Genomic DNA, 25,893 nt, shown 5'->3' with positions numbered 1-25,893 from the left:
AAATAGCGCACTGGCGGACGGAACACATTATCCGTCCGCTCTTTTCAGCCAGGAAACCAGTCGATCACTTCCGCTGTACCGGAATATACATTTCAATATCCCAGTATCCATCTTCCATACCGTTATTCAGATAGGTTTCAAAACAGGGCGCAGAGGCTATCTGATAAGCGCTATCCTGCTCCAGAACGTCAAAAAACCGTTCCCACGGCTTCGCAAAGTCACGGTCTTCCACTCGCGCGACAGCAGTGGCATATTCGCCGCCTTCAATGGCGGTCACGATTACGCCTTCACTATTGTCCGGCAGGATGAAATTCTCTGCCACGGACACCACGGTATCGCAGCGGAGTTTTTCTGCAGGTACGACATCTGGATTGTCGTAATAGACGGCAATCCATTCAACTGGCACGATCCGCTGTCGATCCACCCACGTCATCAGTTGTTCAAAACCCTGCTTCACGGTGTGTTCCCATGGACCGACCATGTGGAAACCGGCTATCTTGCGTTTTTGTTCCTGCCTGATTTCGTAATCCATGCTGCCTCCGTCACTTTATTATACTGTATGAATGTACAGTATAATTACAGCCTTTTACGGTCACAAGGACTGCGTGATCATTTTGTGAGCAACCTCGCAATCCCGCCCTTTTGACACCTCAGATGACGGTGAACGGTATGTGACAACGGCTTACGCTTTATGCTGAAAATAGTCGCTCAGACGAGAGAACATACCGCCTTTACCCACCGATTCCAGAGTGACCAGCGGCCACTGAGCGATCAGTTTATCCCGATCGTAGAGCTCTATTTCACCTACCTGTTGATGAGCGGCGATTGGCGCCTCCAGCTCTTTTCTATCCAGCACATATTTTGCTTTGATATGCGGAATTTCCGCTTTAGGCAGCGCCATCCAGAAATCCTGTTCCGTACCCAGCGCAATCTTTTCTTTGTCTCCATACCAGATTCGCTCGCTGCCCACTTTTTTACCGCTGTGCAAAATCTGCACCGTCGCAAAGTTTTGCAGGCCCCACTGCAACAGTTTTCGCGCCTGTTCTTCACGGCCTTTCGAACTTTTCGCTCCCATCACAACAGCGATAAGTCGACGCTGCCCGTCCACCGCCGATGCGATAAGATTAAATCCCGCCCCCGATGTGTGTCCGGTTTTAAGCCCATCAATATGCATGGTCTTATCCCATAACAAGCCGTTGCGGTTCTGCTGCGTGATGCCGTTCCAGGTCAGGCTTTTCTCGCTGTACATGTGATAAAATTCAGGTTCGCCGTGAATAATCGCCCGGGAGAGTACAGCCAGGTCATACGCGGAGCTATGTTGTCCCGGCGCATCCAGACCGTGGACGGTTTCAAAATGGGTATCCTGTAAATTGAGTTTTTTCACATAGCTGTTCATCATCGTCACAAACTGCGGCTGCCCGCCCGCGATATAATCCGCCAGCGCCACACAGGCATCGTTACCGGAATCCACAATTAAGCCACGGCTTAAATCGCGTACCGACACGCGATCCCCTTCTTTTAAAAACATCAACGAGGAGCCGACAAACACCGGATTATCCTTCGCCCAGGCGTCGCGCCCAACGGTGACGATATCGTCAGGGCTGATACGATGACTATCGATGGCGCGATCGACGACGTAGCCCGTCATTAGCTTGGTAAGGCTGGCGGGATTACGTTGCTGGTGTTCATTACCGGCGGTAAGAACCTGTCCCGTAGTGTAATCCATCAACACCCAGGCGCCTGCATCAATGGCTGGCGGTTGGGGAGCAAAACTTACGGCATCGGCCGCAAGCGCAGGAGAAAGGTGCATTGCGAATAAAGAAGCGGCAATAAACAAACGGCGTTTCAACAGCATGTCCTCAGGATGGTCTCTATTTGCCGTTCTTTTTACGGAAGTTCAGTTAAACAAACATGGATAAATTGCAAGAAAATGTGACACAAGGCACATTTTCTTGCTGACTTTATTTTATGGATACGCTCAGACGGCGGACTTATCCCCGCGCGGCGCGGTACGATGACGATGATAGCCGTCAACCATGCTACGGAAAATTTGTCCCGGCGTGTCGCCAAGAGTACACAGATAGAGATGCGCGCAAATAAACAGTAAGCCGATGATAGCAAGCGCCATATGCAGCACCAGCATCACAGGGCCCAGACCCGCAACCTGCGGATAGAGACACAGCAAACCGGTGATGATTAACAGCGGTACCAGCGCGTACATAATTGCCAGATATGCCAGTTGTTGCAGTGGATTGAACTTACTCTGCTCTGTTGCCGCGAACGGATGCGCTTCCCCTTTCATGATGCCAAAAAGGTAAAAACGCGTCTGGCGTATGCAGCGCGTCACCAGTCCGGAAAAATTTACCCGATAGTGACGCCCGTTACCTGTGGTGAGGTTGATCAGCACAAACCCGACCCAGAAAGCCAGTAAGGCAAAACCACACCAGGTATGCACTTGTACCATTAGCGCTACAGGGCCGAGAGAAAAATGACCAAATAAACCGCTTAACAGTAATAAAACAAACAGTAACGCATTTCCCCAATGCCAACGGCGAATCGCCAGCGAGTAGAGATAGTCACGATGCTCTTCGCCGCCCGCCGTTTTTGGCGCCAGCATCCGGCGCAATAACGCATGGATAACCAGCCCAACAAGCATGAGCAGCACCACGACGCCTGCGTAAATTAACCACAGCGGCCAATAATCTGGCGCATAATGTAGTTCCGCTCCCCAGATAGTATTCATGCTTTACCCTCCTGATGGACTTCTTTACGACGGTACAGACTGACCGCGCCGCTACGCGCCTCCTGCTGGCGATAGACCTCTTTCTGACCGACCCAGCGCTGGATCTCGCTCTCATCCAGTCTGCCGAATTTCAGCGCGTCCGTTGGGCAAACGGATACGCACGCCGGAGACTGGCCAGCCGCCAACCGCGTGTCGGCACAGAAGTTACACTTGTCGGCGACGCCGGTTTGCGGATTCAAATAGCGCACATGGAAAGGACATGCGGCAACACAATAATCGCAGCCAATACAGCGCGATTTATCCACCTGCACGATCCCGTTTTCATCACGATATGACGCTCCGGTAGGACAAACGCTGACACATGGCGCATTTTCACAGTGCTGACAGGAGACGCGGACAAATTGAAAATGGGTTAGTGCGTTGGATGCCTGTTCAGGGGCGCGAATTTGTACCTGTACGCGGCTAAATCCCTCCGGTACGTCATTAAGCACTTTGCAGGCAACGGTACACGCCTGGCAGCCGATACAACGTTTTTCATCATGCAGCATGACGTACTGATTCGTTAAATGATTCATGGTTCCCTCCTCCCTCATGCCCGGCTCAGCGTCACGCCTGCGGTATGCACTACCGTACCGGATACCGGACTCGTCACGTGCGGCAGTAAATTGCCACAGTGGATACCGTGTGTCGTCGCCGCCGTTTTGGCCCCTGCTTTAGCGCCAAATCCCATATAGACAAAAAGCGTGTCCGGACGGATACCGGGCGTCACCAGCGCCTTACCTTTCTCTTTACCCGTAGCATTTTCCAGCCAGATCTCATCTCCGGTCTTAATGCCTTTTTCTTGCGCCGTTTGCGGATGGACCCAGACCGCGTTATCCCACATTAGCTCGCTGAGTAAAGGTACGTACTGCGTCGCGCCATTGGTATGCACGGCCACCTTGCCCTGAATGAAGTAAAGCTCATTCTCTTTTTTAAGCGCAAAGTCACGAACGCGCGGAACGCCGTAGCCTGGGAGCAATTCCTCCAGGGTTGCGGAATAAAGTTCGATTTTGCCGGAGGGCGATTTGAAGCGAAGCTGTTCGCCATAGGTGTTGTCGCTGTCCGTCGCGATAGCGCCAGGGTAACGCGCCGTAAACAGGCGAACGGATTCTGGTTCGCGTAATAGCAGCGGAACGCCCCATTCGATATACCCTTTCTGTCGCAGTTCCTTCGCTAAAGCATGGTCGCCGTTCAATTGATAGAGTTGGCGCGTCTGCATATCCTGCCACGGATAGTACTGCCCTAATCCCAACTGCTCGCCAAGTTCTTTCCAGATTTGCCAACTCGGACGCGCCTCGCCAATCGGCTCTACGACCTGTTGGCGCAGAGCGTAAGCCGGGTGCAGTCCCGACATATCCGATACCTCTTCGTCCCGTTCGAGATAAGTGCATTCCGGCAGCAGATAGTCGGCATACGCCGCGCTCTCGCTCAAATAGACATCGCAGCTAACCACCAGATCCAGTTGCTCAACGGTTTTTACCAGGTCCGAACGACAGGTGACGGTCTGGAAAGGATTATGCCGCGACATAATCCACGCCTTTACCGGGTAAGGCTTCTGGGTTAACACCGCGTCAATAATGCTTTGCACCACGCCGCCGCCAGCGGCGATATATTTAAACTGCGGTGCGACCAAATCGATTCGTTGCGCCGTCGGTTTCGGCATATTTTTAATGTTGAGTTTCGCCAGCGTTGGCGCGACCTTTTCTCCGGCCAGTTTGTTGTAAACCGACGCGTTTTTTTTCTGATATAGCCCGCCTTCACGCTCAATATTACCGAGCAGTACATTAAGCGTAAAAATCATACGCCGCATATCGATCTCTTCCTGCGAGAACGTCGCACGATGACCAGGACTGACAATAGCGTGAGGCGCGCAGGCGGCCAGTTCGCGTGTCACCCGGACAATGACGTCGGCCGGGACATCAGCCTGCGCGGCGGCCCATTCCGGCGTCGTCTCTTTTACCGCCTGTGCTAACTGTTCAAATCCGCTGGTATAACGCTCAACAAAAGACGCATCGTAGAGCTGTTCATCAATCATGACGTGGCACATCGCCAGCAGAACCGCTAAATCTCCCCCGGGACGAATAGCGTGCCACTCATCCGCCTTGCTGGAAAATATCGACAGACGCGGATCGAAGCTCACCATTTTGGCCCCCTTCTCCTGCGCGGTCATTAACTCATGGGTATCGGCAACTTCAATCCCTTCATACAAATTGTGGCCAAACGAAACCAGATAGCGCGTGTTAGCGATATCCATCGCCAGATCGCCGCCCATCATCACTTTTGCCGCAATGGCTTTCCCGGCAGGGCATGTTGAGGCGTGAGTAAAGGTATTAGGCGAACCAAAGGCCGTAGCCAGATGGAAAAGATGGCTGGAGAGCGAACCCGATTTGGAAGAGAAAGCCACGCTCTCGGGGCCATGCTGCGCTTTGATGGCATTCATTTTCGCCGCGATTTCCTGGTAAGCCTGTTGCCAGCTAATCACCTGCCATTCACCGTCGCCGCGTGGCCCGGTGCGTTTCATAGGTTTTACAATCCGTTGCGGGTCATTGACCAGGCTGACGCCGCTCCCGCCCCTGGCGCATATGCGCGTCCCCTGCTGCGGCGCAGAAGGATTGCCCTGGATAAAAACGGTCTTGTTATTGACTACCTGCGCCTGAATAGGGCAACGAAAGGAACACATTTCGCACAAGCTTGGCGTTAGCGTGGTTTTACCGTTAATGCCGGCAATCGGGTTGCGCGCTAGCGCCCCGGGCGGAAAAGCGCCCAGCGCGCAGGCAGAGCAGCCGATGCCTACCCCCTGCAAAAAAGAACGACGACTAATGCTCATATAACCTCCTGTTATTAGATATAGCTGAAGATTATATTTAATTTGTATTATGAAATGTCGGCTTCAATCACAATTTGAAATAGTTGTTAAAATGAAGATGCCGACACGATAAAACCTTTTGTTTTATAAAAATTTTATATTTTCTGAACACGCACATGGACTGTCATTGAATAATCAGCAGAATTATCAAACAACTCACTGTTAATTATAAAAATGATACAACTCCAATAACACGTAATAATATTTTAAAAAAAACGATTAGTTCCTGAAAAGCGATTTCGCGCGCTTTTCGCAGTTCTTTCTCATACGCGCCGGACCGTCCGCCGACGATATCCCGAATGCCGGCGAAAAAACGCTGATTGAGCATCAAAGCGGGTTTACTTTTGCGCACTTATAGGCTTCGTTACCCGACCCGCTCTCTTATGCATGGATTTTTCCTCAGATACGTCAGCATCCCACAATACGGTGACATGATGGCAGGATGGACACTTTCTGAAAGAAACCTGCCAGATAACATGGTGAATTGTGATCTCCATCGCCATACCGACATATGAAACTTACTTCTAAGGCGTTAAAAATCCAGACCGTTTTTCCATAATGATGTTGATAAGGAATTCTAATGAAAATATCATCAGGCACAATTAATTTTTCTACTATTCCTAACCAGGTTAAAAAATTAATTACCTCTATTCGTGAACATACGAAAAACGGGCTCGCCTCAAAAATAACCAGTGTTAAAAACACGCATACATATTTAAATGAAAAATTTAAAACAGGAAAGGACTCACCGATTGAGTTCACGTTACCACAAAAAATAAAAGACTTCTTTCAGCCGAAAGATAAAAACACCTTAAACAAAACATTGATTACTGTTAAAAATATTAAAGATACAAATAATACAGGTAAGAAAAATATTTCAGAAGAAGATGCCTCAAAAATGACTGCAGCATTCATGCGTAAGCATATAGCAAATCAATCACGTGATTATAATTACAGAGTGACAGGTGCGGCCCCGCTCCCCGGTGGAGTCTCTGTATCAGCCAATAACAGGCCAACGGTTTCTGAAGGTAGAACACCACCAGTATCCCCCTCCCTCTCACTTCAGGCTACGTCTTCCCCGTCATCACCTGCCGACTGGGCTAAGAAACTCACGGATGCAGTTTTACGACAGCAAGCCGGAGAACCCCTTACGACCGCAGATCGCGATTTTTCAAACGCAGATTTCCGTAATATTAAATTCAGCAAAATATTGCCCCCCAACTTCATGAAGCGAGACGGCGATATTATCAAGGGGTTCAACTTTTCAAATTCAAAATTTACTTATTCTGATATATCTCATTTACATTTTGACGAATGCCGATTCACTTATTCGACACTGAATGATGTAGTCTGCAGTAATACGAAATTTAGTAATTCAAACATGAATGAAGTGTCTTTACTGTATTCAATTACTACACAACAACAGCCCTCTTTTATTAATACAACCTTAAAAAATACGCTTATACCTCACAAAGCCAACCTCTCCGACGTTATTTTAAATGAACCGGATAATTCATCACCTCCGTCAGTGTCAGGGGGCGGAAATTTTATTCGTCTAGGTGATATCTGGCTGCAAATGCCACTCCTTTGGACTGAGAACGCTGTGGATGGATTTTTAAATCATGAACATAATAATGGTAAAAGTATTCTGATGACCATTAACAACCTGCCCGATAAATACAGACAGGAAAAAGTCCGTGCAATGGAAGATCTGGTAAAGTCATTTCGGAGTGGCCGCTTAACAGAGGCACGTATCCGGCCAGTTGAAAGCTCGCTGGTGAGCGTACTGGCCCACCCCCCCTATACGCAAAGTGCGCTTATCAGCGAGTGGATCAGGCCTGTTCAGGAACGTTTTTTTGCCCACCAGTGCCAGACCTATAATGACGTTCCCCTGCCGGCTCCTGACACATATTATCAGCAGCGCATACTGCCTGTGTTGCTGGATTCGTTTGACAGGAACAGCGCCGCCATGACCACTCACAGCGGACTCTTTAATCAGGTGATTTTACACTGTATGACAGGCGTAGACTGCACTGATGGCACCCGCCAGAAAGCTGCAGCGCTTTATGAACAGTATCTTGCTCACCCGGCGGTGTCTCCCCACATCCATAATGGGCTCTTCGGCAATTATGACGGCAGCCCGGACTGGACAACCCGCGCTGCAGATAATTTCCTGCTGCTTTCCTCCCAAGATTCAGACACGGCGATGATGCTCTCCACTGACACGCTGTTAACAATGCTAAACCCTACTCCTGACACTGCATGGGACAACTTTTACCTGCTGCGAGCCGGAGAGAACGTTTCCACCGCGCAAATCTCTCCGGTAGAGTTATTCCGTCATGACTTTCCGGTGTTTCTCGCCGCATTTAATCAGCAGGCCGTGCAGCGACGCTTTGGGGAACTGATTGATATCATCCTCAGCACTGAAGAGCACGGGGAGCTGAACCAGCAGTTTATTGCCGCCACGAACCAGAAACATTCCACCGTGAAGTTGATTGATGATGCCTCAGTGTCGCGTCTGAACACCATTTTTGACCCCCTGTTTCCTGAAGGCAAACTCAGCCCGGCACACTACCAGCACATCCTCAGTGCTTATCACCTGACTGACGCCACCCCACAGAAGCAGGCGGAAACCCTGTTCTGTCTCAGTACCGCATTCGCACGCTATTCCTCCAGCGCCATTTTCGGCACTGAGCATGACTCTCCGCCGGCCCTGAGAGGCTATGCGGAGGCGCTGATGCAGAAAGCCTGGGAGCTGTCTCCGGCGATCTTCCCGTCCAGCGAACAGTTTACCGACTGGTCCGACCGTTTTCACGGCCTCCATGGCGCCTTTACCTGTACCAGCGTTGTGGCGGATAGTATGCAACGTCATGCCAGAAAATATTTCCCGAGTGTTCTGTCATCCATCCTGCCACTGGCCTGGGCGTAGTCCAGCCTTAACCCGTATGGAATTAAGGGACACAGCGTTGTGTCCCTCTGTAAATAGACCCGTTTTAGTCCATGCATTTTTTGAGATCCCGGCCAGATTGACCCTGGCCTAAATTCCATACAGTACTAAATCGGAATCAGTAATTTCAGATGAACCGGAATATGGTTTACCATAGAGGGAGCGTAGCTTAGTGTCGCTGATGGTCATTTTAGTATTTTGTACTCACCATCGCATGTACGAACATTAGCAACAATATCAATTGGTGTACAAATACAATCAATCAACGACAAAATAAAAGAATAAAATATTTCATATACATATAACATCAGGCGTGTACATCAAGTGACAGTTAAAAACGACAGCATACAGAGCACATTCCTCTTCCACGATTACGAAAACAAAATCACAACCCACTGAATTAAATAGAATTAAACAAAAGTAACATATAAAAATGTACTTAATTATGTACTCACACCCCTAAATTTGCCATTTGACTGATAGCCTAAATTTGAATAATACTGTACAAAAAACCAGTACGGGAGCACCACATGAAAAACACTGAATCTAACGTAAGCAGCTTACCCGAACTCACCAGTTTTGAAGTAGGCTATTCCCTTCGAACTAATGAAGTTTACCTGTCCGCTTCATTCACAGATAACATGGCCTGTATACCAAACTGGCCAATTAAAGAGTTTCCTGACCAGTTTATGTGTATCTCTCGTACTCGGGCGGTTGCACTCATAGAAGAGCTTCAAAAGGCTATCGACTACATGAACGCGGGGATAGAACGTCGCTCAGAAAATTTAATCCAGTAAATAGGAAGGTTTACGCTATTCCATTACATCTTTTGCAACAGCATAGATTCTGGACAGATACGCATCATCACTCTGATCCGAGTGCGCTTGCAGCATCAGGTTTATGCTGTTTTTGGTAACTGGCTGATTAGTTTCTTTTAGCATGACTACTGCGCGTCCAATAACCCTGCATATATCGTCAAAAACAGCTTGTTTTTCCTCATCCATAACTGTTTCTCGCTCTGTTATCGCTGAACCAACATCATTGTAATATAGGCCATAGTGCACCATTTATGTCTATATATTTCTATGGTTATAAACATATTGATATGTATTTTATTTAACCTTTTTACAATCAAATACATCAATACTACCCGCAAATTCGAGTGCCGAAGTGTGTGTTACCACCGCCCCGTTAAATTGGCTTACAGGCAAAGTATTAAATATTTGAATTTCGTAAGCATGACCATCATAACTAGCCGATACGGTTATGGAGCCATCAGCCGCCCGTCCATATCGCTCACCTGAGTCAGAATCAACAACTTCTAATTTTGGTGAGATAATCTGCTTATCGTCAGGAAAAAGGAAACCAACGGAATCAACGTTGTCCTTTACACGTACTCTCATGCGACTAGTATCAACTGGCCCACCAGATTGATTTAACGTCATTCGACAATAAAAAAGGTCTCCTTTTTTTACTGATGTTTGTTTATTTTTATTGGCTATTTTTTGCCGTTTCTTCTCTATTTTTTCGTTCTCAGAATAATACATACTAACAGTGCAATACCTATCCGAAGATTCAAAGCATTTATCAACCAATCGGTGGAGAAATTCACTTGTCTCCCCACCATTATCAACTAGTTTAGTTCGTAACACAGTAACGCTTAGAGGAGGCTGTTGTACCAATGACTGAGGAACTAAAAAACTTGGCACGTACTGCGGACCATACTCCAATAGGTAATCCCGCTTTTGCTCGATTGTTTTTGCTTTACCTTTATCCCAAGCACTACAACCGATCATAAAAAATGACAACAAAACTACTATACCAATTTTATTCATTTTTCATCCCTAAACATATGTACCGATAAGCGCAGTGTACACCATCATCACTGCGCCTCAAATCAACCTATAAGGTACGCGGTTGTTCAGGTTTCTTAGGCCAGTCGATTTTTGTCGCGGTCGATGTATCCACCCGGTTTACCAGCACCCTGTATTTTTTCCATTCGTCGAGCTGCGCTTTCTCATCATCTGTTGCAACGTTCTTTCCCATACATCCCCCTGCCAAACCACCTGACCGCCAGATGCATCACTATCCGTTTCCACTTCGGCACGCCAAGTACGGTCATTCTGTCCAGGAGTATCAAATCGGCTTCTTTTTTCGTGCGCAGCGCGTTGTCGTAAATCCAGTTGTGAATTATTGCGGTTTTGGAATATTTGCCATCTGGCGGCATGAACGTCCAGAATATGCGTGGTATCGTGGCAAAGTCGGTAATGAATCCAGCTGGTACACTGATTATATCGCTGATGTCGTCACTGAGGTAAAATTCAAAAGGCTCGTATACGCGCCATAAGAAATGGTCCAGCATTTCAAGAATTGCGGGAGTTGTGAAACGGCCCATGGTAATTATTGTTCTACCTGTGCGATAATGAGTTCTTTTTGAGGGGATGTTATGCGCACAAAGTTACACTCTCTGCAAGCACTGCGTGGTATTGCTGCGTTACTGGTTGTGTTGTTCCATTATAGAGGCTTTCTGAATGATGGAGCTAAAGGAAACCCTACAATATGGGATAAAGTATTTAGCCCTGGAATTATCGGTGTTGATATTTTCTTCATTATTAGCGGTTTTATAATGGTTTATACTACCTGGAGTTATATGCGAGGGAAAGCATCTCTGGTTCGGTTCTTGCTTAACAGGGTAATACGTATCATTCCGTTATACTATCTTTGTCTTGTCATAGCCTTTCTTCTTGAAGGCGCTATGAGCACTTTTCATTATCCAGACAAAGTGCAAAACATTTTAAGTGCGTTGACATTCACATTATACAAAACCTCTACACCGCCACTCTACATTGACGATGGTGGTACGTATAATATTCGATGGACACTCAACTACGAAATTTATTTCTACCTTGTATTCGCTTTATGTCTGCTGGTTAAACACCGAGTTCTGGCGCTCGTCACTTGGGGCGTTCTGGTAACCAGCATCATACCTGTGATAGCAGGATACCAACCAACAATAAATGTACAAGGTTATCCTTTTTCATCTCCATACTTCGGTTTTCTGACAAACCCTCTTCTACTGGAGTTTATTATTGGAGTTATAGTTGGCTGGCTGTACATCAAAATAAAACAAAACTTTCCTTCAAGAAAAATAGAATTATTATCAGGTATTAGTGCTATCGTACTACTAATATATATTATTTGGGGAATATATACTGGAAACATCCATGCGTTGGACAGGAAAAGTTCCCTTGTTTTGGGGTTCTTTGTTCTTGCCCTCACGCTTGGGGAATCTTTATTGCTGGCATTTATCCCCCGTTTTTTGACTTATGTGGGAAACATCTCATTTTCGTTATATCTGCTCCATAGCGCAGTTGGTCTTGCTGTGGTAAAAAGAGTTGGAGCTGTCGGATATTCGGATTTTAAGATGATCCCATCCGTGTTGCTGGCTATCGGGATATCTATCCTGGCAGCTCACTTTACACATAAATACATAGAGATTAATCTGACTCAGAGGATAAAAAATAAGTTAAAACAGAAAAATCTATTAAAGAACCCTCTTCCATACGGCAGTCTGCAATAAAAATAATTTATATACGCCCGGTAGTCCGGGCGTTGCTTTATTTAATTACCGTTATTATCATTCCAGTATCCTTTTTCATTTGCAGTTGGCGCCCATGGATTTTAAATCCCTGAAGACCATTGCCTGCATCATACCTGCCCAGTTATCTGTCTGTTGCCCCAAACCGTGAATCCACGGATGCGCCGGAACGACGGAACAATCCAGCGCAGCCAGGGAATCCGTAAAAGCCAGACGCGCTTCACGCCACATCCGGCACCTCCGGCCAGTCAGGGGAAGCTGTATCCACACGGTTAACCATTACGCTGTAGAGTTCCCATGCTTCAAGCCGTTTAATCTCTTCATCTGTGGCAATTTTTAGTTTTACTGCCCGCGCCAGTGGTGCGATGGCTGATTCAGCTTCAGAAAGGCGACGAATTTTTTCAGCCTCAGCCTTTTTACGCAGCTCTTCCGGAGAATAACCCCGCTGAACGACTTTACCGTCCTGATATAACCACGTACCATCACCACGGCAATCATCAGGACAGTCAGCAGCGTCTATTTCCGCAACAGACATATTAACCGGCCACAACATTGATACAGAATATGTGTTGCCACGTTGCGGGACTGGCTTATTAACAACACCCCAGATAACCCCTTCATGGTCGTACATTATTTTTGCAGTATCATCAGAAAATAATGACTGACACTCATACCAGTCCTGTCCGTCGTCTGACTTCAGAAAATATGCACCTATATTTATTTCGGCCTGAGTTTTCCCCCTGTTTACAGGCGCGTCAGTCAGTCTGAAATTTTTGATATTCTGATATTTTTTCATTATACCGTTCCCCCTTGTACGGTATACCACTGATTCCCGACTCGTTTTTGCAAAGGCGCATAATTAATACCATCAATATTTTCGCCATGATAATCTTTCCAGACGGAGGTAACTACATATCCGGGAGTGTTAGGCCATGACCCTGCATTGTTCCAGGTAGTCACTGATGTGCCGGCCCCTAACTGAACATCTAAGACGAGATTATTATTAATCCAGGTACTTAACCAGCCATTTCCCCATAGCGAACCAAAGATATCACCGTTATTCTGATAGATGGCCCCGCCTGCACACAGTACGTTAGCGGTGATATCGCCATTGACCGTAAACAGGACTGAACCATCAGGGTTTCGCTGGCTGTATAACTGCCATCCCTGATCATCATCCAGTTCAATTACAGTGGGCCTGTTTGCGTCGCCCCATAAGTTAAACGTGGCTGTCATTGTCGAATTATTATTACTCGTTAGTGACAGTTTTTTTTCTTTGCCTGCGCGAATAGCTCCCAGAACCATCATTTCACCGGGAGCGACACGAACGGTGTGCTGGTTGTTCGCGTATGTATCCAGTATCCCGTCACCGTTCTGTTTAAAACCGGTATCGTTATCACCGAGTACAATTGAATTACCGCCCAGTACATTGTCAGTACCAATGCTTAACGGACCGTTTAGCTGTCCCCCTGTAATCGGCAATGCACCCACATCACCGGCTGTTGGTTTCATCAGACTACTGTAAATTGTATATGTCTGACCGCTGGTTGAGTTTCCCGGCTGTACTGATGAATATTCAGGCGTACTGTGCAACGTGACATTTGCATTACCGGTGTAGTCATATTGCGCAATTAACCAGTACGCATACTGGCCGATATTAATATAAATATCGTAGGTGTCGCCTGATGTATTAACCCATGCGACCTCGTTAGCCGCAGCAGGCGAGCGTCTCCACAACGTGGCAGTTATTCCAACAGGTGAGCCATTACCGGCACGCAATACCAGTTCGCTGATTGCCGCCTGTTCAGGTGAACCAGCGTTAAACCCCGCCCCACCGTACAGTTTAATCACCGCTGTTGATGTAGCCTGCGGCATTACAACCGTGGCGATTTTGAACCAGCCTGATTCACCAAGTGTAATGGTAGTCGATGTTACCGCGCCGATAGTTCTCGCAAATTGTTTTTTGTCCGGAATATCGCCGCCATTCTGCGATTTTTGCAGTGCACCCGCAGCGAGATTTATCGTTTCTCCTAAACCAACGTTCTGGAGAAACAGCGGCTTATTCGGGATGTCCGCGCCATTCTGATTTTTTTCAAGACGGGTTTTAACCTGTTCATCGATCAGCCTGCCAATGGCGGCGTGAAGCTGCGTATGTTCGCCTTTACTGAGTTGTATGCCGGCGGCTTCAATAACAGTGCAGACCTCTTCCTGGACTGCATCCCACATATCACTGTTGAGATCCGTTGCGCGGCGGCCCGTGGCGGGATCACCATTCGTAAATCCGTTTTTTCCCTGACCAAATTTATCTTTTTGCGCGGTGGGCGTATCAATTCTGTGCATTCTCTTTTCCTTCCGGATAAGCAAAAACAACAACCGTATGTGACGGACAAAGCTTATCAATCACACATTCAGCAACAGTATCGCCCCACGTTCTGATCGCAGAATCGCAGGTGCTTGTACAGGTCTGCCAGCTGATGTTCGCATCAGCCGGAATATTCACACGCCAGTAGTAACGCCAGAATTCCCCCCATTCAGGATCGGGTGTGCTGTCGAGATTCTGAAACTGCTCAATGGTGGCAGCGGTATACCCCAACGCATCAAGCTGTTCCCGGTAAAACCTCTCGTTTATACCACCGGCAACATTCGCCTTTGCATCCAGACGTTGCTGGCGCTGCTGTAATGTCTGCACGCCTTCCGGTGCACAGGAATCAGGCAGGCCATACAGCTGTTCATAACGGTCTATCAGTTCTGTGGTTCTGGCCGGATCAATTTCAGCCATCAGTTCATCCGCTCTCTGATGTACCCGGTTCAGCGACGGCGCCAGCCCTTCAATCAGTGGATTTTCTCCGTCCCAGGCAGGTCCTTCCGGCAGAAGGTGATAAAGTAACTGCGTATATTCGTCCTGCAACGCCATAGTTATCCGTTCTCCCCGGTATAGGTGGCCCAGGTTATATTCCCCAGGACAGGAAGTTCAGTTTTTCCCAGAACCACATCTGCCGCCGGCACACGCAACTGATGTGCCACTTCCCCGGTCGCCAGGCTTATCGCCTCGCTGATTCGCGAAACATAAATTTTTCCGGACGGCGCGCCATCACGCAGCATCAGCGCATTTAGCTCCGCAATAATGGCAGTACGAATTTCCGGGGTATCTTTGGCCAGTGCGACTGTTACCGGAATGCTTTTTTCAGTGGCAGCGAAAACAAAGAGTCCGCCGCCAGCAACAGGTGCCAGCGGCAAAATATGGTCACGTACAGCCTTAACGAGATCGTCGCCAGGAGCCGGATTCACCGGGTTACTGGTAGCCACCATCACACCAACGGTGCCGGTCCCCTTATAATGGCGGAATGTCCACGCACGGGTTATTCCTGCGATTTCCTTTGCCCAGATGACGTAATCAGGATCAGCGCCCCCCTGAGGTATCCAGTAATAGCGCTCCATGACACGCGCGCGCCACGTTTCAAGCTCCTCTGTATCAGCCCCCCCGGTCAGAGTGTCAGCGTAACCTGTAGAAGGAATACCAGTAATCGGCGTGCCAAGGCGTAACGCCGTACCATCGTCAGTATTACCGGCAGTTCCCGCCACATCAGCAATAACCGGCACACGTAACAGGCCGCCGGAAGCTTTCACCGTCTGCAGGGTCGTGAATGTAACCTGATCATCCCGCTGAATCTGTGTACCCGCGGGGATCTCCGGCGTTCCGGCAATACCATCCCAGCGTGCAAATCCCTTCGCAGATACGGCATTTTTCCTGGGGCAACGCTTAATCATAGCGTGACGGTAAAGCCATTCCTCATCACACATATCAGGCAGCATATTCCGGGCCAGATAATCGATATAACCATACAGCGTATGTACGGCAGCAGCCTGTACCCGGCTGTAAACCTCGGCATCCATGCGACGTAACACAACATCCTGCTGAAAACGGGTCAGTAAATCGCTACGAATGGTTGCAATCAACTGAGGAAGTTCAGGACGTGCAAATTGACTGTCAGCCATTAAGTTCGCTCCATATATCATCGAATGTAATATTGTGAATTACCCCGTCCCGCTGATATATCGTCACGCCAGCTGCCAGGGTATCTGTTCCTGTGCGTTCGGATGTCACATCAATACGTGCCGCCACGCCATCGTCTGTCATCCACGCCAGCGCCTGCTGCATGTATTCGCGGGCATCCTGCGGCGTTTTATTGGTGAGTTTGCGGCGTTTCAGCAGGTAGAGGCGGGAACCGATGCGGTCATTCTGAACAGCAGGCCAGGTGTCCCCCCACCAGCCGTATGGCTGTGGGGTCCTGTCATCCCGTTCCGCCCGGCGCCAGGTAAAAAGAGAAATCACCACTGCCCGCGTCAGAAGGTCGAGCGAAGCCGTGGCATCCTTACGGATTCCATTAACATAAAGGATCATGATGTCAGCTCATGGGTTGGCCAGGCTTATCGGTTATACCGCCGCCATCGCCATTTTCTCTATGGGTATGACCGTTATAGGTCGTGCGCATTTCAGCCATCGTTTTTCCACTGCTGTCACAGTTGTCCCTGATATCGCCAGTGGATTCGATCGGCATTTCAAAACGTGCTTTAGTGGCATTCGTGAAAATAACTGGCTTTCCGCCGCCATTTATCACTATTCCGGCGCGGGTTAATGTGACCGACTGCCCCTGATCGTCATATAGCGCGACTTCCCCGCGCGCCAGCCCTTTCAGTCTGAAGCGGCGGTCAGCCACAACCACAGCCACTCCGTGCGAACGGTCACCGCCGGGAAACAATACCACCGCTTCTGCGCCATTCTGTGCTGCAGAGGTGAAACCGTAAGGTTCAAGATGCTCCACATTCTCTTTTTTTTCACCGGCAATAAGTTTCAGTCCGGCAGTCTGGCATTTTCTGACGGTATCAATCGCGGTAATGACTGCGCGCGTTACCATGTTCTGAAGAGGATGGTTAGCCATCAGAAATCCGCCTCCTCACTGACTTTTTTCTTCGCTTTCGGCCTGAATGGTTCAGGAAGATAAGCATCCGCAGGCCCCACCCGGATTTCGGTCAGGGTGCCGTTATTGTCCTGGCTGTACGTCACTTCGGCGATCACCAGCGTTTCATTGTCAAAACCGTTCAGCGGGTCATACACCACCACGGCCTGGTTCGGTTTCCACAATTCTCCATTCCCCTGTCTCCATCCCTGTACGGTATAGGTGGTTTCCAGCGTTTTCGCCGCACGCTGACGGGCTTCAAATTCACAGCGTGATTTGCAGCTGTCAGTTGTGGCAGTTCCTGACTGCTGAATGGTGTGGGGACGATACCGCGTGACGCCTGCATCACCAGTACTCTGCCGGATAGCAGCAATGGTTGCCTCGCCGAAATCGTCATCCGTACCAGGACGCTGCCCCGTAACCAGATAACTGGAGAAACGCTCGCGAACACTACGCTCGGTATCACAGGAAAGAATATTCTCGCCAAGTACCAGTGCCGTGGCTGCTTTCATACTGCCCGGCCTGCCGAGAACCAGCCGTCCCCGTTCGTCGTCATATGCCAGCGCCTGAGCCTGTCCAAGCAACCTGTTCAGACAGTCCACAACCGTTTCACCATGTTCCGGCTGAGCCTCAATAACGGCGGCTGCCGGCGCGCCTGCATCAACAACGTTCACGCCGAATGGCCGGGCAAGTGCGCTGGCGATCAGGAATAAATTTTTCCCGTTATGCTGTGCAGGCGATGCAGAACAGTCGATAAGATCTGCCGTTTTGCTGCGCCCGACAATGCCCGTCATAATGGTCTGCGCATCATAACGTAGTGGCAACGCCTCAACCCAGCCGGTAATGACTAAATCATCGCCAATGAGTACCTCAACAGCGTCACCATTTTTTACTGGCGGTACGTCTTCTCCACCAGGCCACTGCCGGGTGATCGAGACATTAAAGTCCCGGGCAATACGGTCAATGCCCGCACTTATCCGTACTGACGTCCATCCTCCCCAGTCACGCCCGTTGACGCGTAAAAAAACCGTATTATTCATCGTACCGGAACCCTCAGCGGCTCAACCGGGATAAATCCTGGATGGGGAACGGGATTACGAGTGAGGATATCAGATTCCCGCCCGGCGTCGTCATACCAGGCTGCAGCCAGTACCAGTGCAGGCAGAACATCATCAGGCGTTCGCAATGCAGTACGTTCAACCTGTGCCAGTCGTGCAGAAATATCGCGATTGAGATCCGTCCGCATAACGGAAATTTGCTGGAAAAGCACATCATCCCGGATACGCAACTGCTCCTGGTCAATCGCAGCATTGAGCGCGGTCCGGATAGCTTTCAGATCTTCATAATTCGGTGGAAAGCTGCCATTACTGACTGTCTGTACACCATCCAGCGCCGGGTGCATGACAGTGATAATGTCTGAGTCACGGCCTGTTCCTGCAGGCTGATTTACGCCCCGGGCACCAGGTACATCACGCGGCTGCTTCAGTGTTGTCACGGCGTGGACGGCTGTGCTGATGGCTGTTGTCCTGATGGCGGCTGCGATCATATTGCGTTGCATTTTCTGTTTCGCAGCAGATCCGGAGTCAGTGGGCCAGGTGCCACGGGGGGAAAGACCGGGATCAAGCGTGATACCTGACATCGTTTTTATCATCGTGACCAGATCCGATGTACTGCCTCTGAGCCTGTCACCTGAGCGCCAGGCTTTTTGCAGTGCGTTAACGAAATCACTTGCGGCGCCCGGTGGCATCAGAATGACAGACAAATCCCCCTGTAACAGCCGCATTGCGGCAGACACGCCGGAGTCAACCATCCTGAAAGCATCGGCAACATCGCCCAGCATGGAGGCAGCATCGGCAATGACATCGTTCTGGATAAAATCAGAAATACCTGACAACGAGAATGTGGAAAACATACTGTCAATCGCATCGTCGAAAAGCCCGCCTGATGTTTCCAGGCGCTTCGCCGTTGCCATTCCTGCCACCGGAAAAGAAAGTTCACCACTTTCCACAAACTGAAAGGAGACACGACACATGCGCCCTTCTGTACTGCTGTGAGTGATCCTGACCTGTCCGTCAATGCTGCCCTGCATTTCGCCATACTGCGGATGGACCAGCGTACCAGGGCCTGCGGTTTCAATGGCACCAATAAGACGATCCCGCCTGTCTGCGTAATCATCACCGACAAGATAAGCATTTATCGTCAGGCGGCGCGTGGCGCGACCTAAATCCTCCGTCCAGGGCTTATCCCTGTTCGGATATTCATGTACCTGTACGCGGCGTCCAAAGGTGCTTTCATCATCTTCAACGGAGAAAGGCACTCCACGAAATGATGCATCACGCAGGCGCCCGCGCCAGCCAGTTGAGGAGAAAAAAGCCATATTTACCCCATAAGAAAACCTGCCGGAGCAGGTTTATCGTGATGTACGAAAGGGTGAGTAACCCACATCATGGCTGATGTTCATCAATGGATTACCGGATTTCGGTATATCAGTCACACGCATACCTTGTGGTGCATTCTCAAATGTCACTTTGAGTTCGCTGCGCTGCGTTGATGGCGGGACAGCTCGCTCGAGTACGCCAGAACGCCGGGTCAGTGGCACATAAGGTTGATAACGCCCCTGCGGAATCGGGGTGTCCATACCAAGAAGCTCTTTGAGTCTGGGAATAAAACCGTTATACCCGCGTTCACGCTCCTTCGTTTGCAGCTTCTGTACAGCGAATGCGCCAGCATCCATACCCGCATCCTTTGCCCCCTGCTCCAGATCCTTAAGCTCTTTAAAGAGTGACACCGCCACGCCAATTGTCAGCGTCATGGCCCCCATCCGGCCAATTTTACCCAGCAGACCGGAAAGCCGTCCGGCCAGCAGGACGGACTGCTGCAGGGCACCAATGGTCCTGACGGTAAAAGAACCAGCCATAACCAGACCAACCCCTTCAATCACCGTCTCCCATCCGCCCATCTCCTGCGCAACGTTATCGACCTCCTGCCATACCGCCTTAATCACCGGAGCAACATCGTCCCAGTTCTCAATGATCAGCATAGCGCCGGCCACCAGCGCCGCAATGGCGACTTTCGCCGGAGAGAGATTAATGACACTGTTCAGGATTTTGACAGCCCGGGACAGGCTGCCAATGGATACGCCAACAGCCAGCAGCGCCGCGCCGAACTTCGCCGCAGACTGAACCAGTTCAGGATTCGCGCGAACGAATGTCCGGAGCTGCTCCAGGTAAGGCATGACCGCTTCTGCAGCTTCGTTAATGGCGGGCAGGAAGGTATCGCCCAGCGTTACCGAAATCGCATTGACGCTGTTTTTCAGCAGAACCAGCTGGTTTTCTGTTGTGGACGCGCGGGATGCGTATTCCTTCTGCATCGAGCCGCCATATTCCTGGGCATCAGCCACACGATCAAAATTGGTGCGTAACAAATCCAGGTTGGTCAGCAGCGGGGCAATCGCGCTAAGTGACTCCTTGCCAAACAGCGCATTCATGACGGCGGCCTGTTTAGCTTTTGGCACTTTCGCGAGCGAGTCCAGCACCTTCAGCATGGCCCCGCGCGAATCCTTTTGCATATCCTCAGCGAGTTTCCGGGGATTCAGCTTCAGGAAAGCCATAGCCTGTTTCTGGGCTTTGGTTGCCGAATTACCTGCGGTTAACGACAGCATGAAGTTTTTGATACCAGTGGAGGCTATCTCCGATTCAACCCCCATCCCGGCAATGGTGGCGCCCATCGCGGCAATTTCGCCGGATGCCACTCCGGCAACACCGCCAAGCGGACCAATCCGCGTCACGATATCAGAAATTTTCTTCGCATTTGCCGGGCCGGTATTCCCCAGATAGTTGATTTTATCGGCCAGGACAACCACGTCTTCCTGCGTCAGTTTGAACGCTGTCCGCCACTGCGCCATCATCTGACCGGACTCTTCGGCAGTGGTATCAAACGCCACACCCATTTTCACTGCGTCGTTCGCAAACTGCATCAAATCGCCGCGGGCAATGCCTGCCTGACCGCCCGCCGCCACGATCTCTGCAATTCCCTCCGCCGCCATCGGTAACTGTGTGGACAGCGTCAGGATATCGTCACTCATCTGCGCGAATGCTTTTTTATCATCCAGGCCGTCAACCACCTTCCGGATGTCAGCCATTTTTGACTCAAAGCCGATCGCAGCATTCACGGGCAGCGCCAGCGCCCCAAGAACAGCGGTCCCGGCAGCAGCAGCGCCGATCGCCAGCCCGGCCATTTCTTTCTGAAATCCCTTCAGTTCCCGCTGCATCCCTTTCAGCGGACCCGATAACTGGTCAACGGCAGTGATAATGGCCTTTAACTGGAAACTGTCAGCCATGCTTCATTTCCTCATTGATACGGACAGCCTCCGACTCCAGCTCCAGAAAATCGGATATCGCCGCCCGCCGGAGCTCCAGGGGGTTTATTCGCCAGAAGTATGCGGTGTTGTAGACTCGCTTTCTGAGTCCTCCTCCGTCTCCGACCGGGTAAAAAAATTGAGGATCAACATACAGGCTTTGAAAATATCCAGTTTTGCCAGTTGCGCTGCCGAGGAGCGTGGAATACCTGCCAGCACAGGGATATATTTCAGCGCAACCGAACTGTCCAGCCGGACGCCGCCGTCACCGGAAACGGTGAACGGAAAACCAATGGCTTCGATTTCATCGTAGGACGGTTCGCGCAGCTCCAGCACATGAAGCTTTTCGTTATGCGCCATAATCGGCTTTTTGAGCACAAGTTCTTTTATCACTGGTAAAATCCCTCCTCACCGTGGAACTCAAGGTCCACGGTGCCCTCTTCCGGGTTATGGTTGGCTTCGCCGTGCAGCCAGGCGTTTGAGAGAACATACACCTGACCATTTGCCAGCTCTGATGTGATGGTCATAACATCAGAAGACGTAATTTTATCGACCGGGAAGTTTTTCGGCACTTTGGCGGTCACCTTCGTATACGGTGCCCGGCTGGTTTCCTTGTAGTCAACGGAACCATCCAGGCCAATCACGTCGTCACGAACTTTGGTGTTCATGGGGACTTCAATCCCTCCGGTTACCGACAGTTGCTGTCCATCGATTTTGAAATACGTTGTTCCCGCAATTTTTCCCATTATGCAGCCTCCTCGCTGTACTGCAGACGGAACTGGTTAAGCACTGCAAACACACGTAACTGATTGACATAATCAGGCGGAAACAGCACATCCAGGCGGTTCGAATTGTTCGCGTTACGCTCAACTATCAGATGTTGCTGGAACAGATCGAAGTTTTCCACGATGCCTTCCCGCTCCATCTGGCGATATGTTGATCCCAGCTCACCACGGATAACGGCAGGCGTGACAATGGCCTGACCAGGCCCGAAACGCGTACCATCATTAGCAAGTTTATGGCGCCCGTATTTACTGGTAATAACAGATTTCAGACGGCGCAACACATAAGCACTGGTATGCAGCGTCTCGCTGTCAAGGTAGCTGTTATCCGCCACACCATACGCATTTTTCCTGTACGTCGTGATATCCCGCTGAATACGCAGCACGCCGCTTTCCACATACGCCGTTGCCACACCGTGGGAAAGTAACGTCTGCTGTTCAGTCGTCGTGAAGCGTTTGCCTTTCGGTGCCGGCAGCATGTCCACCAGTTCCCCGGTCTGGGTCGGGCGCGCCGGATCGTTACGGATAAAAACCGCAGCACGGGCAGTACGGCTTGCAGCCAGTTCATCAGCAGGCGTCTGGGTGTCTTTCTCATAGCCCGCCAGGGTGATGTGCTGCAGGTTAAACTGGTCACCCGCGGCCACAAGCTCCGACAGAGTCCCCGTCTTCGCCGTATAAACGTGACCATACAACTGCCGGACATAACTCCAGCGACCGCTGGAATCATTCATTTCAGTTGCCATCGTGTTCACCGATGCCGTGTCGTTAAACGGAAGGCCGATATAATCGAACGGCTCATCTCCCATCGCTGCCACCGCGTCGTTAAGAGCTGGCGCACCAGCCCCCTTCACGCCGCTGGCAACCGTAATATTCACACCCGCCGGTAACACCTCCCCACCGCCAAAGCCGTAATAATTGAGAGTGACCGGAATTTCATTTCCATATAACCCCTTGTGGCGCGCAGTCAGTGTCACCACCCCCGCTTCTGATGTTGCCGTAAAGGGAAGATCAGGGTTTGCATTGACCGCATCCTTAATGCTCACAGCCACCGCCGCAGCGTCATCACCGCTGGTCACGGGAGCCTGAACGCGGGTTCGGCCGGTATAGACATTCACCGTTCCGGTTTCCGTCGCTTCGCCAGTTACCGTCAAAGCGACGGTTGCTGCCGCGCCTGTGGATTCAGGTACGGCAATGACATACAGTTCGCCAAATGGATCGGTCTTACGGTACGCCCCGACCATACGGGCCAGCTGGCTTCCGGCACCGCAAATCTGACGGGCATAATCAACCGATGACACCAGAACAAGACTGTTGACGGCAATTGACGCATCATTGCTGGCGTGACCAATCAGCAGTGATGCCCCGCTGTCCCGGGCGGTATTTGCCGCCGAGTTATCCATCTCGGCATAAAACAGCGGAACCCGTGTATCTGACGGGATGGAATTAAAACTAATCGCCATTTGTTTTCACCTTTTTATTCGTGCGCCGGACATCCCCAGCGGCCTCGCGGCGCAGCCAGTAGTTATTCTCATCAACATTTCGACCTCCTTCAGGTAAAAGGTCGCCACGGGCCGGATCGGGAACCGATCGCCCTTTTGCGGGTTTCACAAACATGGTTTATTCCTGAAATGTAATTTCGGTGTGGTGCTCGATGTCGCCATCTGGCCCGGTACCGGGTTCGATAAAATCAACATTAATACTGAGCGTTTTAAGGTCGGGCAGGCCGTCCAGATCATCCTGCTGGCTGGTGTCTGTTTCGGTAATTTCATACTTCACCGTGAAGTCGAACTGGTAATACAGTTCGTGGCGGTTCAGATCGAGAAGCATCCCACCCGCATACTGAATTTCATGCGCCTGCGGATCCGGCTCCCACCCCAGCAGCGCCTTCCAGATTTCCTGCCTGACGTCGTGAACTGCGTCGTAAGAAGCCCACTGCCCTTTTTCATCCCGTTCGTTGCTGAGTACCACGATGACGGAAAAACCCTCCGTCAAATCCTGCCAGTAGTCGGTCTGCGATTTCTGCTCACCCGTGACGTCTTCGGCTGGCACAACATACGCGGCTGGTAGTCTGAGCTTTCCGGCCTCCGGTATCGCTTTAAACTGCGCTGCGCCACCCACACGGTTTTCAAACCGAGGGCAACGGCTGCGAAGTGCCGCAATAATCGGGGTTAATTTCATTTTTTCTTCCTTCGCTGAGGACGGAGTGATTTTCGCAATTCGCGGGAGAGCACATAACGTGTCCAGCTGCGGCGTTTATCCAGAACCTCCGCCATATAGTTGTTGCGGGGAGCAATTTTCCAGCCGCTGCCACCGGAGGCCCCCCGGTGATGCCCTTTTTTACGTTTTGCGCCGCGCCGTACACCGTAAAACAGAAATGCAGGGTAAAATGCGCCTGAGATCGGGCGGTTCCCTTCCCCGTTCTTCTGATTAGGGGCAATTTTCACCATCAATCCAGGACGGCGACTGGATGCCCGCGGAACGTAATACCCGATGGAGCGTGCCAGTTTTCCCGTTCTGTATGAAGGATTATCGCCGGGTCCGGAACGCCCCCGCTTCATGACCAGGCGGCGGGCATCACGCATATGTACCTGCCCGATACTGACAAACGCCCGGCGCAAACGCGCCCGGTTAAAAACAAGCGTTTCCGGTTGTTCAAAATCAACGTGTAAAAACGCTTTGTTCTGCATAGCCCTCTCCCCGTTCAGTGCCCAGTTCCTCGCATTCGAGCAACAGGAAACGACGTTTGCTGTTCAGGTCGCGTATGCGCCGGATGCGGTAAACCTGCCCGTCGCAGAACACTTCATGATCGGCGGTAATATTCCGGCGCCAGCGGATCGTGAAATAGTGCGTCACGATTTTTTCCGTCTGTACGGAGCCCTGATAGGCCGCCGCTCCGGGCTGGGCCATCTTCGCCCAGGTGCGGATTTCCTCCGGATACGAGGGGGACACGCCAAAATCATCATTCGGCTCATCCACACGCAGGCGAATCGCTATCCGTTTATCCAGCTCGCCGGGGTCAGGCAATATGTAAGTTGCGCTGGTCTGCGCCTGACGAATTTTCATTGTGGAAAGTACCTGTATGGACCGACAAGCCAGCCAAAGCTCTGTGGCATATCGAGTTTTTCCACTTCCGTGACGGAAGATCGGTTTTCGTAGAAATGACTGATAAGCATCAACATCCCCAGACGGATATCATCCTGCAGGAGCAGTCCGTCAGGATCGCTGTCCGGAATGGTTTCATCCGGCGCATAGAGCTTCCGGTTCAGATACGTCTCCGTCCGCTTTTGTACCGCTCTGGCCAGCAGTTGCAGGTAGCGCTCATCGGCTTCAAAATCCTCATCCAGCCGGAGTTGAGCTTTAATTTCTTCCACGCTCAGAAGCATACTCAGCCCTCTTGACTGGTCGTGGATTTTTTCTCTTTCACCGCTTTATTGCTTTTTGCACTGGTTTCGCACTCTGCTAACCCGGTCTGAAGCGCAATCTCCTGCACCCGGGCCGGGAGTATCCTGTCGTCGTGTTCACCGGCACGAATGATTTCAACACGCAGACCGTCTGGCGACCATTTGAGATCTTGTTTCAGGATCATGATTCCCTCACCTGTCA

At 50.4% G+C, this 25,893-nt stretch carries 30 protein-coding genes and 3 pseudogenes; 3 read left to right on the top strand and 30 right to left on the bottom strand.

From position 1 onward, the window contains the following. Positions 1-64: 64 nt before the first annotated feature. The 6 genes and pseudogenes from sbmC to LCS67_RS08715 all read right to left on the bottom strand — a co-directional run. Positions 65-532 carry a DNA gyrase inhibitor SbmC gene (sbmC, locus tag LCS67_RS08740; RefSeq protein ID WP_000384326.1) on the bottom strand — a complete coding sequence of 156 codons (468 nt, stop codon included), beginning with the start codon at positions 530-532 and terminating at the stop codon, positions 65-67. Between the two features lie 150 nt (positions 533-682). Continuing rightward, complete coding sequence (gene dacD, locus LCS67_RS08735; protein ID WP_031567864.1) at positions 683-1,855, bottom strand: serine-type D-Ala-D-Ala carboxypeptidase DacD; 1,173 nt, start codon at positions 1,853-1,855, stop codon at positions 683-685. 123 nt (positions 1,856-1,978) lie between these two features. Continuing rightward, complete coding sequence (phsC, locus tag LCS67_RS08730; protein WP_001092558.1) at positions 1,979-2,743, bottom strand: thiosulfate reductase cytochrome B subunit; 765 nt, start codon at positions 2,741-2,743, stop codon at positions 1,979-1,981. Further along, entirely contained in the window at positions 2,740-3,318 is a 579-nt protein-coding gene (gene phsB, locus LCS67_RS08725; RefSeq protein WP_001016236.1) for a thiosulfate reductase electron transport protein PhsB, read from the bottom strand. The genes phsC and phsB overlap by 4 nt, the downstream gene beginning before the upstream one ends. A gap of 14 nt (positions 3,319-3,332) precedes the next feature. After that, entirely contained in the window at positions 3,333-5,609 is a 2,277-nt protein-coding gene (phsA, locus tag LCS67_RS08720; protein ID WP_000028225.1) for a thiosulfate reductase PhsA, read from the bottom strand. A 259-nt stretch (positions 5,610-5,868) separates the two neighbouring features. Then, a pseudogene (locus LCS67_RS08715) lies at positions 5,869-5,961 on the bottom strand (heavy metal-binding domain-containing protein); the annotation flags it as partial. 267 nt (positions 5,962-6,228) lie between these two features. On the opposite strand from LCS67_RS08715, the gene sopA reads away from it, so the two are divergent. Continuing rightward, on the top strand, positions 6,229-8,577 hold the full coding sequence (gene sopA / locus LCS67_RS08710) for an SPI-1 type III secretion system effector HECT-type E3 ubiquitin transferase SopA (RefSeq protein WP_000704009.1): 2,349 nt from the start codon (positions 6,229-6,231) through the stop codon (positions 8,575-8,577). 129 nt (positions 8,578-8,706) lie between these two features. Here sopA and LCS67_RS22805 read toward each other — a convergent pair. Next, a pseudogene (locus LCS67_RS22805) lies at positions 8,707-8,784 on the bottom strand (hypothetical protein); the annotation flags it as partial. A 341-nt stretch (positions 8,785-9,125) separates the two neighbouring features. Between LCS67_RS22805 and LCS67_RS08705 the strand changes: the two are divergent. Next, positions 9,126-9,392 carry a hypothetical protein gene (locus LCS67_RS08705; RefSeq protein WP_000798891.1) on the top strand — a complete coding sequence of 89 codons (267 nt, stop codon included), beginning with the start codon at positions 9,126-9,128 and terminating at the stop codon, positions 9,390-9,392. A 15-nt stretch (positions 9,393-9,407) separates the two neighbouring features. Here the strand turns inward: LCS67_RS08705 and LCS67_RS08700 are convergent, their stop codons facing one another. The 4 genes and pseudogenes from LCS67_RS08700 to LCS67_RS08685 all read right to left on the bottom strand — a co-directional run bounded on the left by LCS67_RS08700 (position 9,408) and on the right by LCS67_RS08685 (position 10,990). Then, positions 9,408-9,599 carry a DUF2767 family protein gene (locus tag LCS67_RS08700; protein ID WP_000343069.1) on the bottom strand — a complete coding sequence of 64 codons (192 nt, stop codon included), beginning with the start codon at positions 9,597-9,599 and terminating at the stop codon, positions 9,408-9,410. Between the two features lie 108 nt (positions 9,600-9,707). Continuing rightward, positions 9,708-10,430 carry a hypothetical protein gene (locus LCS67_RS08695; protein WP_001033376.1) on the bottom strand — a complete coding sequence of 241 codons (723 nt, stop codon included), beginning with the start codon at positions 10,428-10,430 and terminating at the stop codon, positions 9,708-9,710. A 67-nt stretch (positions 10,431-10,497) separates the two neighbouring features. Further along, positions 10,498-10,629: pseudogene (locus LCS67_RS08690) on the bottom strand (tail fiber assembly protein); the annotation flags it as partial. Further along, the gene (locus LCS67_RS08685; protein WP_000532385.1) at positions 10,616-10,990 is read right to left on the bottom strand and encodes a DUF1353 domain-containing protein; all 375 of its coding nucleotides are present in this window, start codon (positions 10,988-10,990) and stop codon (positions 10,616-10,618) included. The gene LCS67_RS08685 and the pseudogene LCS67_RS08690, both read right to left, overlap by 14 nt. Before the next feature lie 51 nt (positions 10,991-11,041). Here LCS67_RS08685 and LCS67_RS08680 point away from each other — a divergent pair, with 51 nt between their 5' ends. Further along, positions 11,042-12,175 (top strand): acyltransferase family protein, encoded by a 1,134-nt coding sequence (locus LCS67_RS08680; protein ID WP_001259328.1) that lies wholly within the window; start codon positions 11,042-11,044, stop codon positions 12,173-12,175. Positions 12,176-12,250: 75 nt separating this feature from the next. Here the strand turns inward: LCS67_RS08680 and LCS67_RS08675 are convergent, their stop codons facing one another. The 19 genes from LCS67_RS08675 to LCS67_RS08585 all read right to left on the bottom strand — a co-directional run bounded on the left by LCS67_RS08675 (position 12,251) and on the right by LCS67_RS08585 (position 25,876). Further along, on the bottom strand, positions 12,251-12,424 hold the full coding sequence (locus LCS67_RS08675; RefSeq protein ID WP_000267959.1) for a hypothetical protein: 174 nt from the start codon (positions 12,422-12,424) through the stop codon (positions 12,251-12,253). After that, positions 12,414-12,989, bottom strand: a complete 576-nt coding sequence (locus LCS67_RS08670; protein ID WP_063177141.1) for a tail fiber assembly protein — start codon at positions 12,987-12,989, stop codon at positions 12,414-12,416. Before LCS67_RS08670 ends, LCS67_RS08675 begins: the two co-directional genes overlap by 11 nt. Beyond that, a complete protein-coding gene (locus LCS67_RS08665; RefSeq protein WP_039500225.1) occupies positions 12,989-14,533 on the bottom strand; it encodes a hypothetical protein in 1,545 nt (514 codons plus the stop codon). The genes LCS67_RS08670 and LCS67_RS08665 overlap by 1 nt, the downstream gene beginning before the upstream one ends. Next, positions 14,520-15,107, bottom strand: coding sequence for a YmfQ family protein (locus LCS67_RS08660; protein ID WP_001207832.1), 588 nt, complete (start codon positions 15,105-15,107; stop codon positions 14,520-14,522). Before LCS67_RS08660 ends, LCS67_RS08665 begins: the two co-directional genes overlap by 14 nt. 2 nt (positions 15,108-15,109) lie before the next feature. Next, positions 15,110-16,189 (bottom strand): baseplate J/gp47 family protein, encoded by a 1,080-nt coding sequence (locus tag LCS67_RS08655; protein ID WP_000785582.1) that lies wholly within the window; start codon positions 16,187-16,189, stop codon positions 15,110-15,112. After that, a complete protein-coding gene (locus LCS67_RS08650; RefSeq protein ID WP_000605051.1) occupies positions 16,182-16,595 on the bottom strand; it encodes a phage GP46 family protein in 414 nt (137 codons plus the stop codon). Before LCS67_RS08650 ends, LCS67_RS08655 begins: the two co-directional genes overlap by 8 nt. Before the next feature lie 4 nt (positions 16,596-16,599). Then, positions 16,600-17,133, bottom strand: coding sequence for a phage baseplate assembly protein V (locus tag LCS67_RS08645; RefSeq protein WP_001273652.1), 534 nt, complete (start codon positions 17,131-17,133; stop codon positions 16,600-16,602). Beyond that, the gene (locus LCS67_RS08640) at positions 17,133-18,191 is read right to left on the bottom strand and encodes a phage baseplate assembly protein (protein ID WP_001066633.1); all 1,059 of its coding nucleotides are present in this window, start codon (positions 18,189-18,191) and stop codon (positions 17,133-17,135) included. The genes LCS67_RS08645 and LCS67_RS08640 overlap by 1 nt, the downstream gene beginning before the upstream one ends. Then, positions 18,188-19,528: a DNA circularization protein gene (locus LCS67_RS08635; protein WP_100521875.1), complete on the bottom strand. Its 1,341-nt coding sequence runs from the start codon at positions 19,526-19,528 to the stop codon at positions 18,188-18,190. The genes LCS67_RS08640 and LCS67_RS08635 overlap by 4 nt, the downstream gene beginning before the upstream one ends. 33 nt (positions 19,529-19,561) lie before the next feature. Further along, positions 19,562-21,490, bottom strand: a complete 1,929-nt coding sequence (locus LCS67_RS08630; protein WP_031608922.1) for a phage tail tape measure protein — start codon at positions 21,488-21,490, stop codon at positions 19,562-19,564. A gap of 84 nt (positions 21,491-21,574) precedes the next feature. Continuing rightward, positions 21,575-21,901 carry a phage tail assembly protein gene (locus LCS67_RS08625; protein ID WP_000588851.1) on the bottom strand — a complete coding sequence of 109 codons (327 nt, stop codon included), beginning with the start codon at positions 21,899-21,901 and terminating at the stop codon, positions 21,575-21,577. Beyond that, on the bottom strand, positions 21,898-22,254 hold the full coding sequence (locus tag LCS67_RS08620) for a phage tail tube protein (protein ID WP_000515952.1): 357 nt from the start codon (positions 22,252-22,254) through the stop codon (positions 21,898-21,900). Before LCS67_RS08620 ends, LCS67_RS08625 begins: the two co-directional genes overlap by 4 nt. Further along, positions 22,254-23,750, bottom strand: a complete 1,497-nt coding sequence (locus LCS67_RS08615; protein WP_047590468.1) for a phage tail sheath subtilisin-like domain-containing protein — start codon at positions 23,748-23,750, stop codon at positions 22,254-22,256. Before LCS67_RS08615 ends, LCS67_RS08620 begins: the two co-directional genes overlap by 1 nt. Next, positions 23,740-23,904 (bottom strand): DUF2635 domain-containing protein, encoded by a 165-nt coding sequence (locus LCS67_RS08610; RefSeq protein ID WP_000497739.1) that lies wholly within the window; start codon positions 23,902-23,904, stop codon positions 23,740-23,742. The genes LCS67_RS08615 and LCS67_RS08610 overlap by 11 nt, the downstream gene beginning before the upstream one ends. A 3-nt stretch (positions 23,905-23,907) precedes the next feature. Further along, positions 23,908-24,468, bottom strand: a complete 561-nt coding sequence (locus tag LCS67_RS08605) for a hypothetical protein (protein ID WP_100521876.1) — start codon at positions 24,466-24,468, stop codon at positions 23,908-23,910. Next, positions 24,465-24,977 (bottom strand): hypothetical protein, encoded by a 513-nt coding sequence (locus LCS67_RS08600; RefSeq protein WP_048348920.1) that lies wholly within the window; start codon positions 24,975-24,977, stop codon positions 24,465-24,467. The genes LCS67_RS08605 and LCS67_RS08600 overlap by 4 nt, the downstream gene beginning before the upstream one ends. Further along, positions 24,949-25,353: a phage head closure protein gene (locus LCS67_RS08595; RefSeq protein WP_039501164.1), complete on the bottom strand. Its 405-nt coding sequence runs from the start codon at positions 25,351-25,353 to the stop codon at positions 24,949-24,951. The genes LCS67_RS08600 and LCS67_RS08595 overlap by 29 nt, the downstream gene beginning before the upstream one ends. Beyond that, a complete protein-coding gene (locus LCS67_RS08590) occupies positions 25,350-25,673 on the bottom strand; it encodes a head-tail connector protein (protein WP_000927378.1) in 324 nt (107 codons plus the stop codon). Before LCS67_RS08590 ends, LCS67_RS08595 begins: the two co-directional genes overlap by 4 nt. A 2-nt stretch (positions 25,674-25,675) precedes the next feature. Continuing rightward, positions 25,676-25,876, bottom strand: coding sequence for a hypothetical protein (locus tag LCS67_RS08585; RefSeq protein ID WP_000601353.1), 201 nt, complete (start codon positions 25,874-25,876; stop codon positions 25,676-25,678). Positions 25,877-25,893 lie beyond the last annotated feature (17 nt).

The sequence above is a fragment of the Salmonella sp. A7 genome (genome assembly GCF_020181675.1).
GTDB lineage: Bacteria > Pseudomonadota > Gammaproteobacteria > Enterobacterales > Enterobacteriaceae > Salmonella > Salmonella enterica.
Note: the sequence above shows the minus strand (reverse complement) of the source record. Positions and strands in the feature narration are given on the sequence as shown.

Excerpts from the sequence above, each read along its gene's own strand:
- sbmC (WP_000384326.1), bottom strand. The coding sequence starts at position 532 with ATGGATTACGAAATCAGGCAGGAACAAAAACGCAAGATAGCCGGTTTC.
- dacD (WP_031567864.1), bottom strand. The coding sequence starts at position 1,855 with ATGCTGTTGAAACGCCGTTTGTTTATTGCCGCTTCTTTATTCGCAATG.
- phsC (WP_001092558.1), bottom strand. The coding sequence starts at position 2,743 with ATGAATACTATCTGGGGAGCGGAACTACATTATGCGCCAGATTATTGG.
- phsB (WP_001016236.1), bottom strand. The coding sequence starts at position 3,318 with ATGAATCATTTAACGAATCAGTACGTCATGCTGCATGATGAAAAACGT.
- phsA (WP_000028225.1), bottom strand. The coding sequence starts at position 5,609 with ATGAGCATTAGTCGTCGTTCTTTTTTGCAGGGGGTAGGCATCGGCTGC.
- sopA (WP_000704009.1), top strand. The coding sequence starts at position 6,229 with ATGAAAATATCATCAGGCACAATTAATTTTTCTACTATTCCTAACCAG.
- LCS67_RS08705 (WP_000798891.1), top strand. The coding sequence starts at position 9,126 with ATGAAAAACACTGAATCTAACGTAAGCAGCTTACCCGAACTCACCAGT.
- LCS67_RS08700 (WP_000343069.1), bottom strand. The coding sequence starts at position 9,599 with ATGGATGAGGAAAAACAAGCTGTTTTTGACGATATATGCAGGGTTATT.
- LCS67_RS08695 (WP_001033376.1), bottom strand. The coding sequence starts at position 10,430 with ATGAATAAAATTGGTATAGTAGTTTTGTTGTCATTTTTTATGATCGGT.
- LCS67_RS08685 (WP_000532385.1), bottom strand. The coding sequence starts at position 10,990 with ATGGGCCGTTTCACAACTCCCGCAATTCTTGAAATGCTGGACCATTTC.
- LCS67_RS08680 (WP_001259328.1), top strand. The coding sequence starts at position 11,042 with ATGCGCACAAAGTTACACTCTCTGCAAGCACTGCGTGGTATTGCTGCG.
- LCS67_RS08675 (WP_000267959.1), bottom strand. The coding sequence starts at position 12,424 with ATGTGGCGTGAAGCGCGTCTGGCTTTTACGGATTCCCTGGCTGCGCTG.
- LCS67_RS08670 (WP_063177141.1), bottom strand. The coding sequence starts at position 12,989 with ATGAAAAAATATCAGAATATCAAAAATTTCAGACTGACTGACGCGCCT.
- LCS67_RS08665 (WP_039500225.1), bottom strand. The coding sequence starts at position 14,533 with ATGCACAGAATTGATACGCCCACCGCGCAAAAAGATAAATTTGGTCAG.
- LCS67_RS08660 (WP_001207832.1), bottom strand. The coding sequence starts at position 15,107 with ATGGCGTTGCAGGACGAATATACGCAGTTACTTTATCACCTTCTGCCG.
- LCS67_RS08655 (WP_000785582.1), bottom strand. The coding sequence starts at position 16,189 with ATGGCTGACAGTCAATTTGCACGTCCTGAACTTCCTCAGTTGATTGCA.
- LCS67_RS08650 (WP_000605051.1), bottom strand. The coding sequence starts at position 16,595 with ATGATCCTTTATGTTAATGGAATCCGTAAGGATGCCACGGCTTCGCTC.
- LCS67_RS08645 (WP_001273652.1), bottom strand. The coding sequence starts at position 17,133 with ATGGCTAACCATCCTCTTCAGAACATGGTAACGCGCGCAGTCATTACC.
- LCS67_RS08640 (WP_001066633.1), bottom strand. The coding sequence starts at position 18,191 with ATGAATAATACGGTTTTTTTACGCGTCAACGGGCGTGACTGGGGAGGA.
- LCS67_RS08635 (WP_100521875.1), bottom strand. The coding sequence starts at position 19,528 with ATGGCTTTTTTCTCCTCAACTGGCTGGCGCGGGCGCCTGCGTGATGCA.
- LCS67_RS08630 (WP_031608922.1), bottom strand. The coding sequence starts at position 21,490 with ATGGCTGACAGTTTCCAGTTAAAGGCCATTATCACTGCCGTTGACCAG.
- LCS67_RS08620 (WP_000515952.1), bottom strand. The coding sequence starts at position 22,254 with ATGGGAAAAATTGCGGGAACAACGTATTTCAAAATCGATGGACAGCAA.
- LCS67_RS08615 (WP_047590468.1), bottom strand. The coding sequence starts at position 23,750 with ATGGCGATTAGTTTTAATTCCATCCCGTCAGATACACGGGTTCCGCTG.
- LCS67_RS08610 (WP_000497739.1), bottom strand. The coding sequence starts at position 23,904 with ATGTTTGTGAAACCCGCAAAAGGGCGATCGGTTCCCGATCCGGCCCGT.
- LCS67_RS08605 (WP_100521876.1), bottom strand. The coding sequence starts at position 24,468 with ATGAAATTAACCCCGATTATTGCGGCACTTCGCAGCCGTTGCCCTCGG.
- LCS67_RS08600 (WP_048348920.1), bottom strand. The coding sequence starts at position 24,977 with ATGCAGAACAAAGCGTTTTTACACGTTGATTTTGAACAACCGGAAACG.
- LCS67_RS08595 (WP_039501164.1), bottom strand. The coding sequence starts at position 25,353 with ATGAAAATTCGTCAGGCGCAGACCAGCGCAACTTACATATTGCCTGAC.
- LCS67_RS08590 (WP_000927378.1), bottom strand. The coding sequence starts at position 25,673 with ATGCTTCTGAGCGTGGAAGAAATTAAAGCTCAACTCCGGCTGGATGAG.
- LCS67_RS08585 (WP_000601353.1), bottom strand. The coding sequence starts at position 25,876 with ATGATCCTGAAACAAGATCTCAAATGGTCGCCAGACGGTCTGCGTGTT.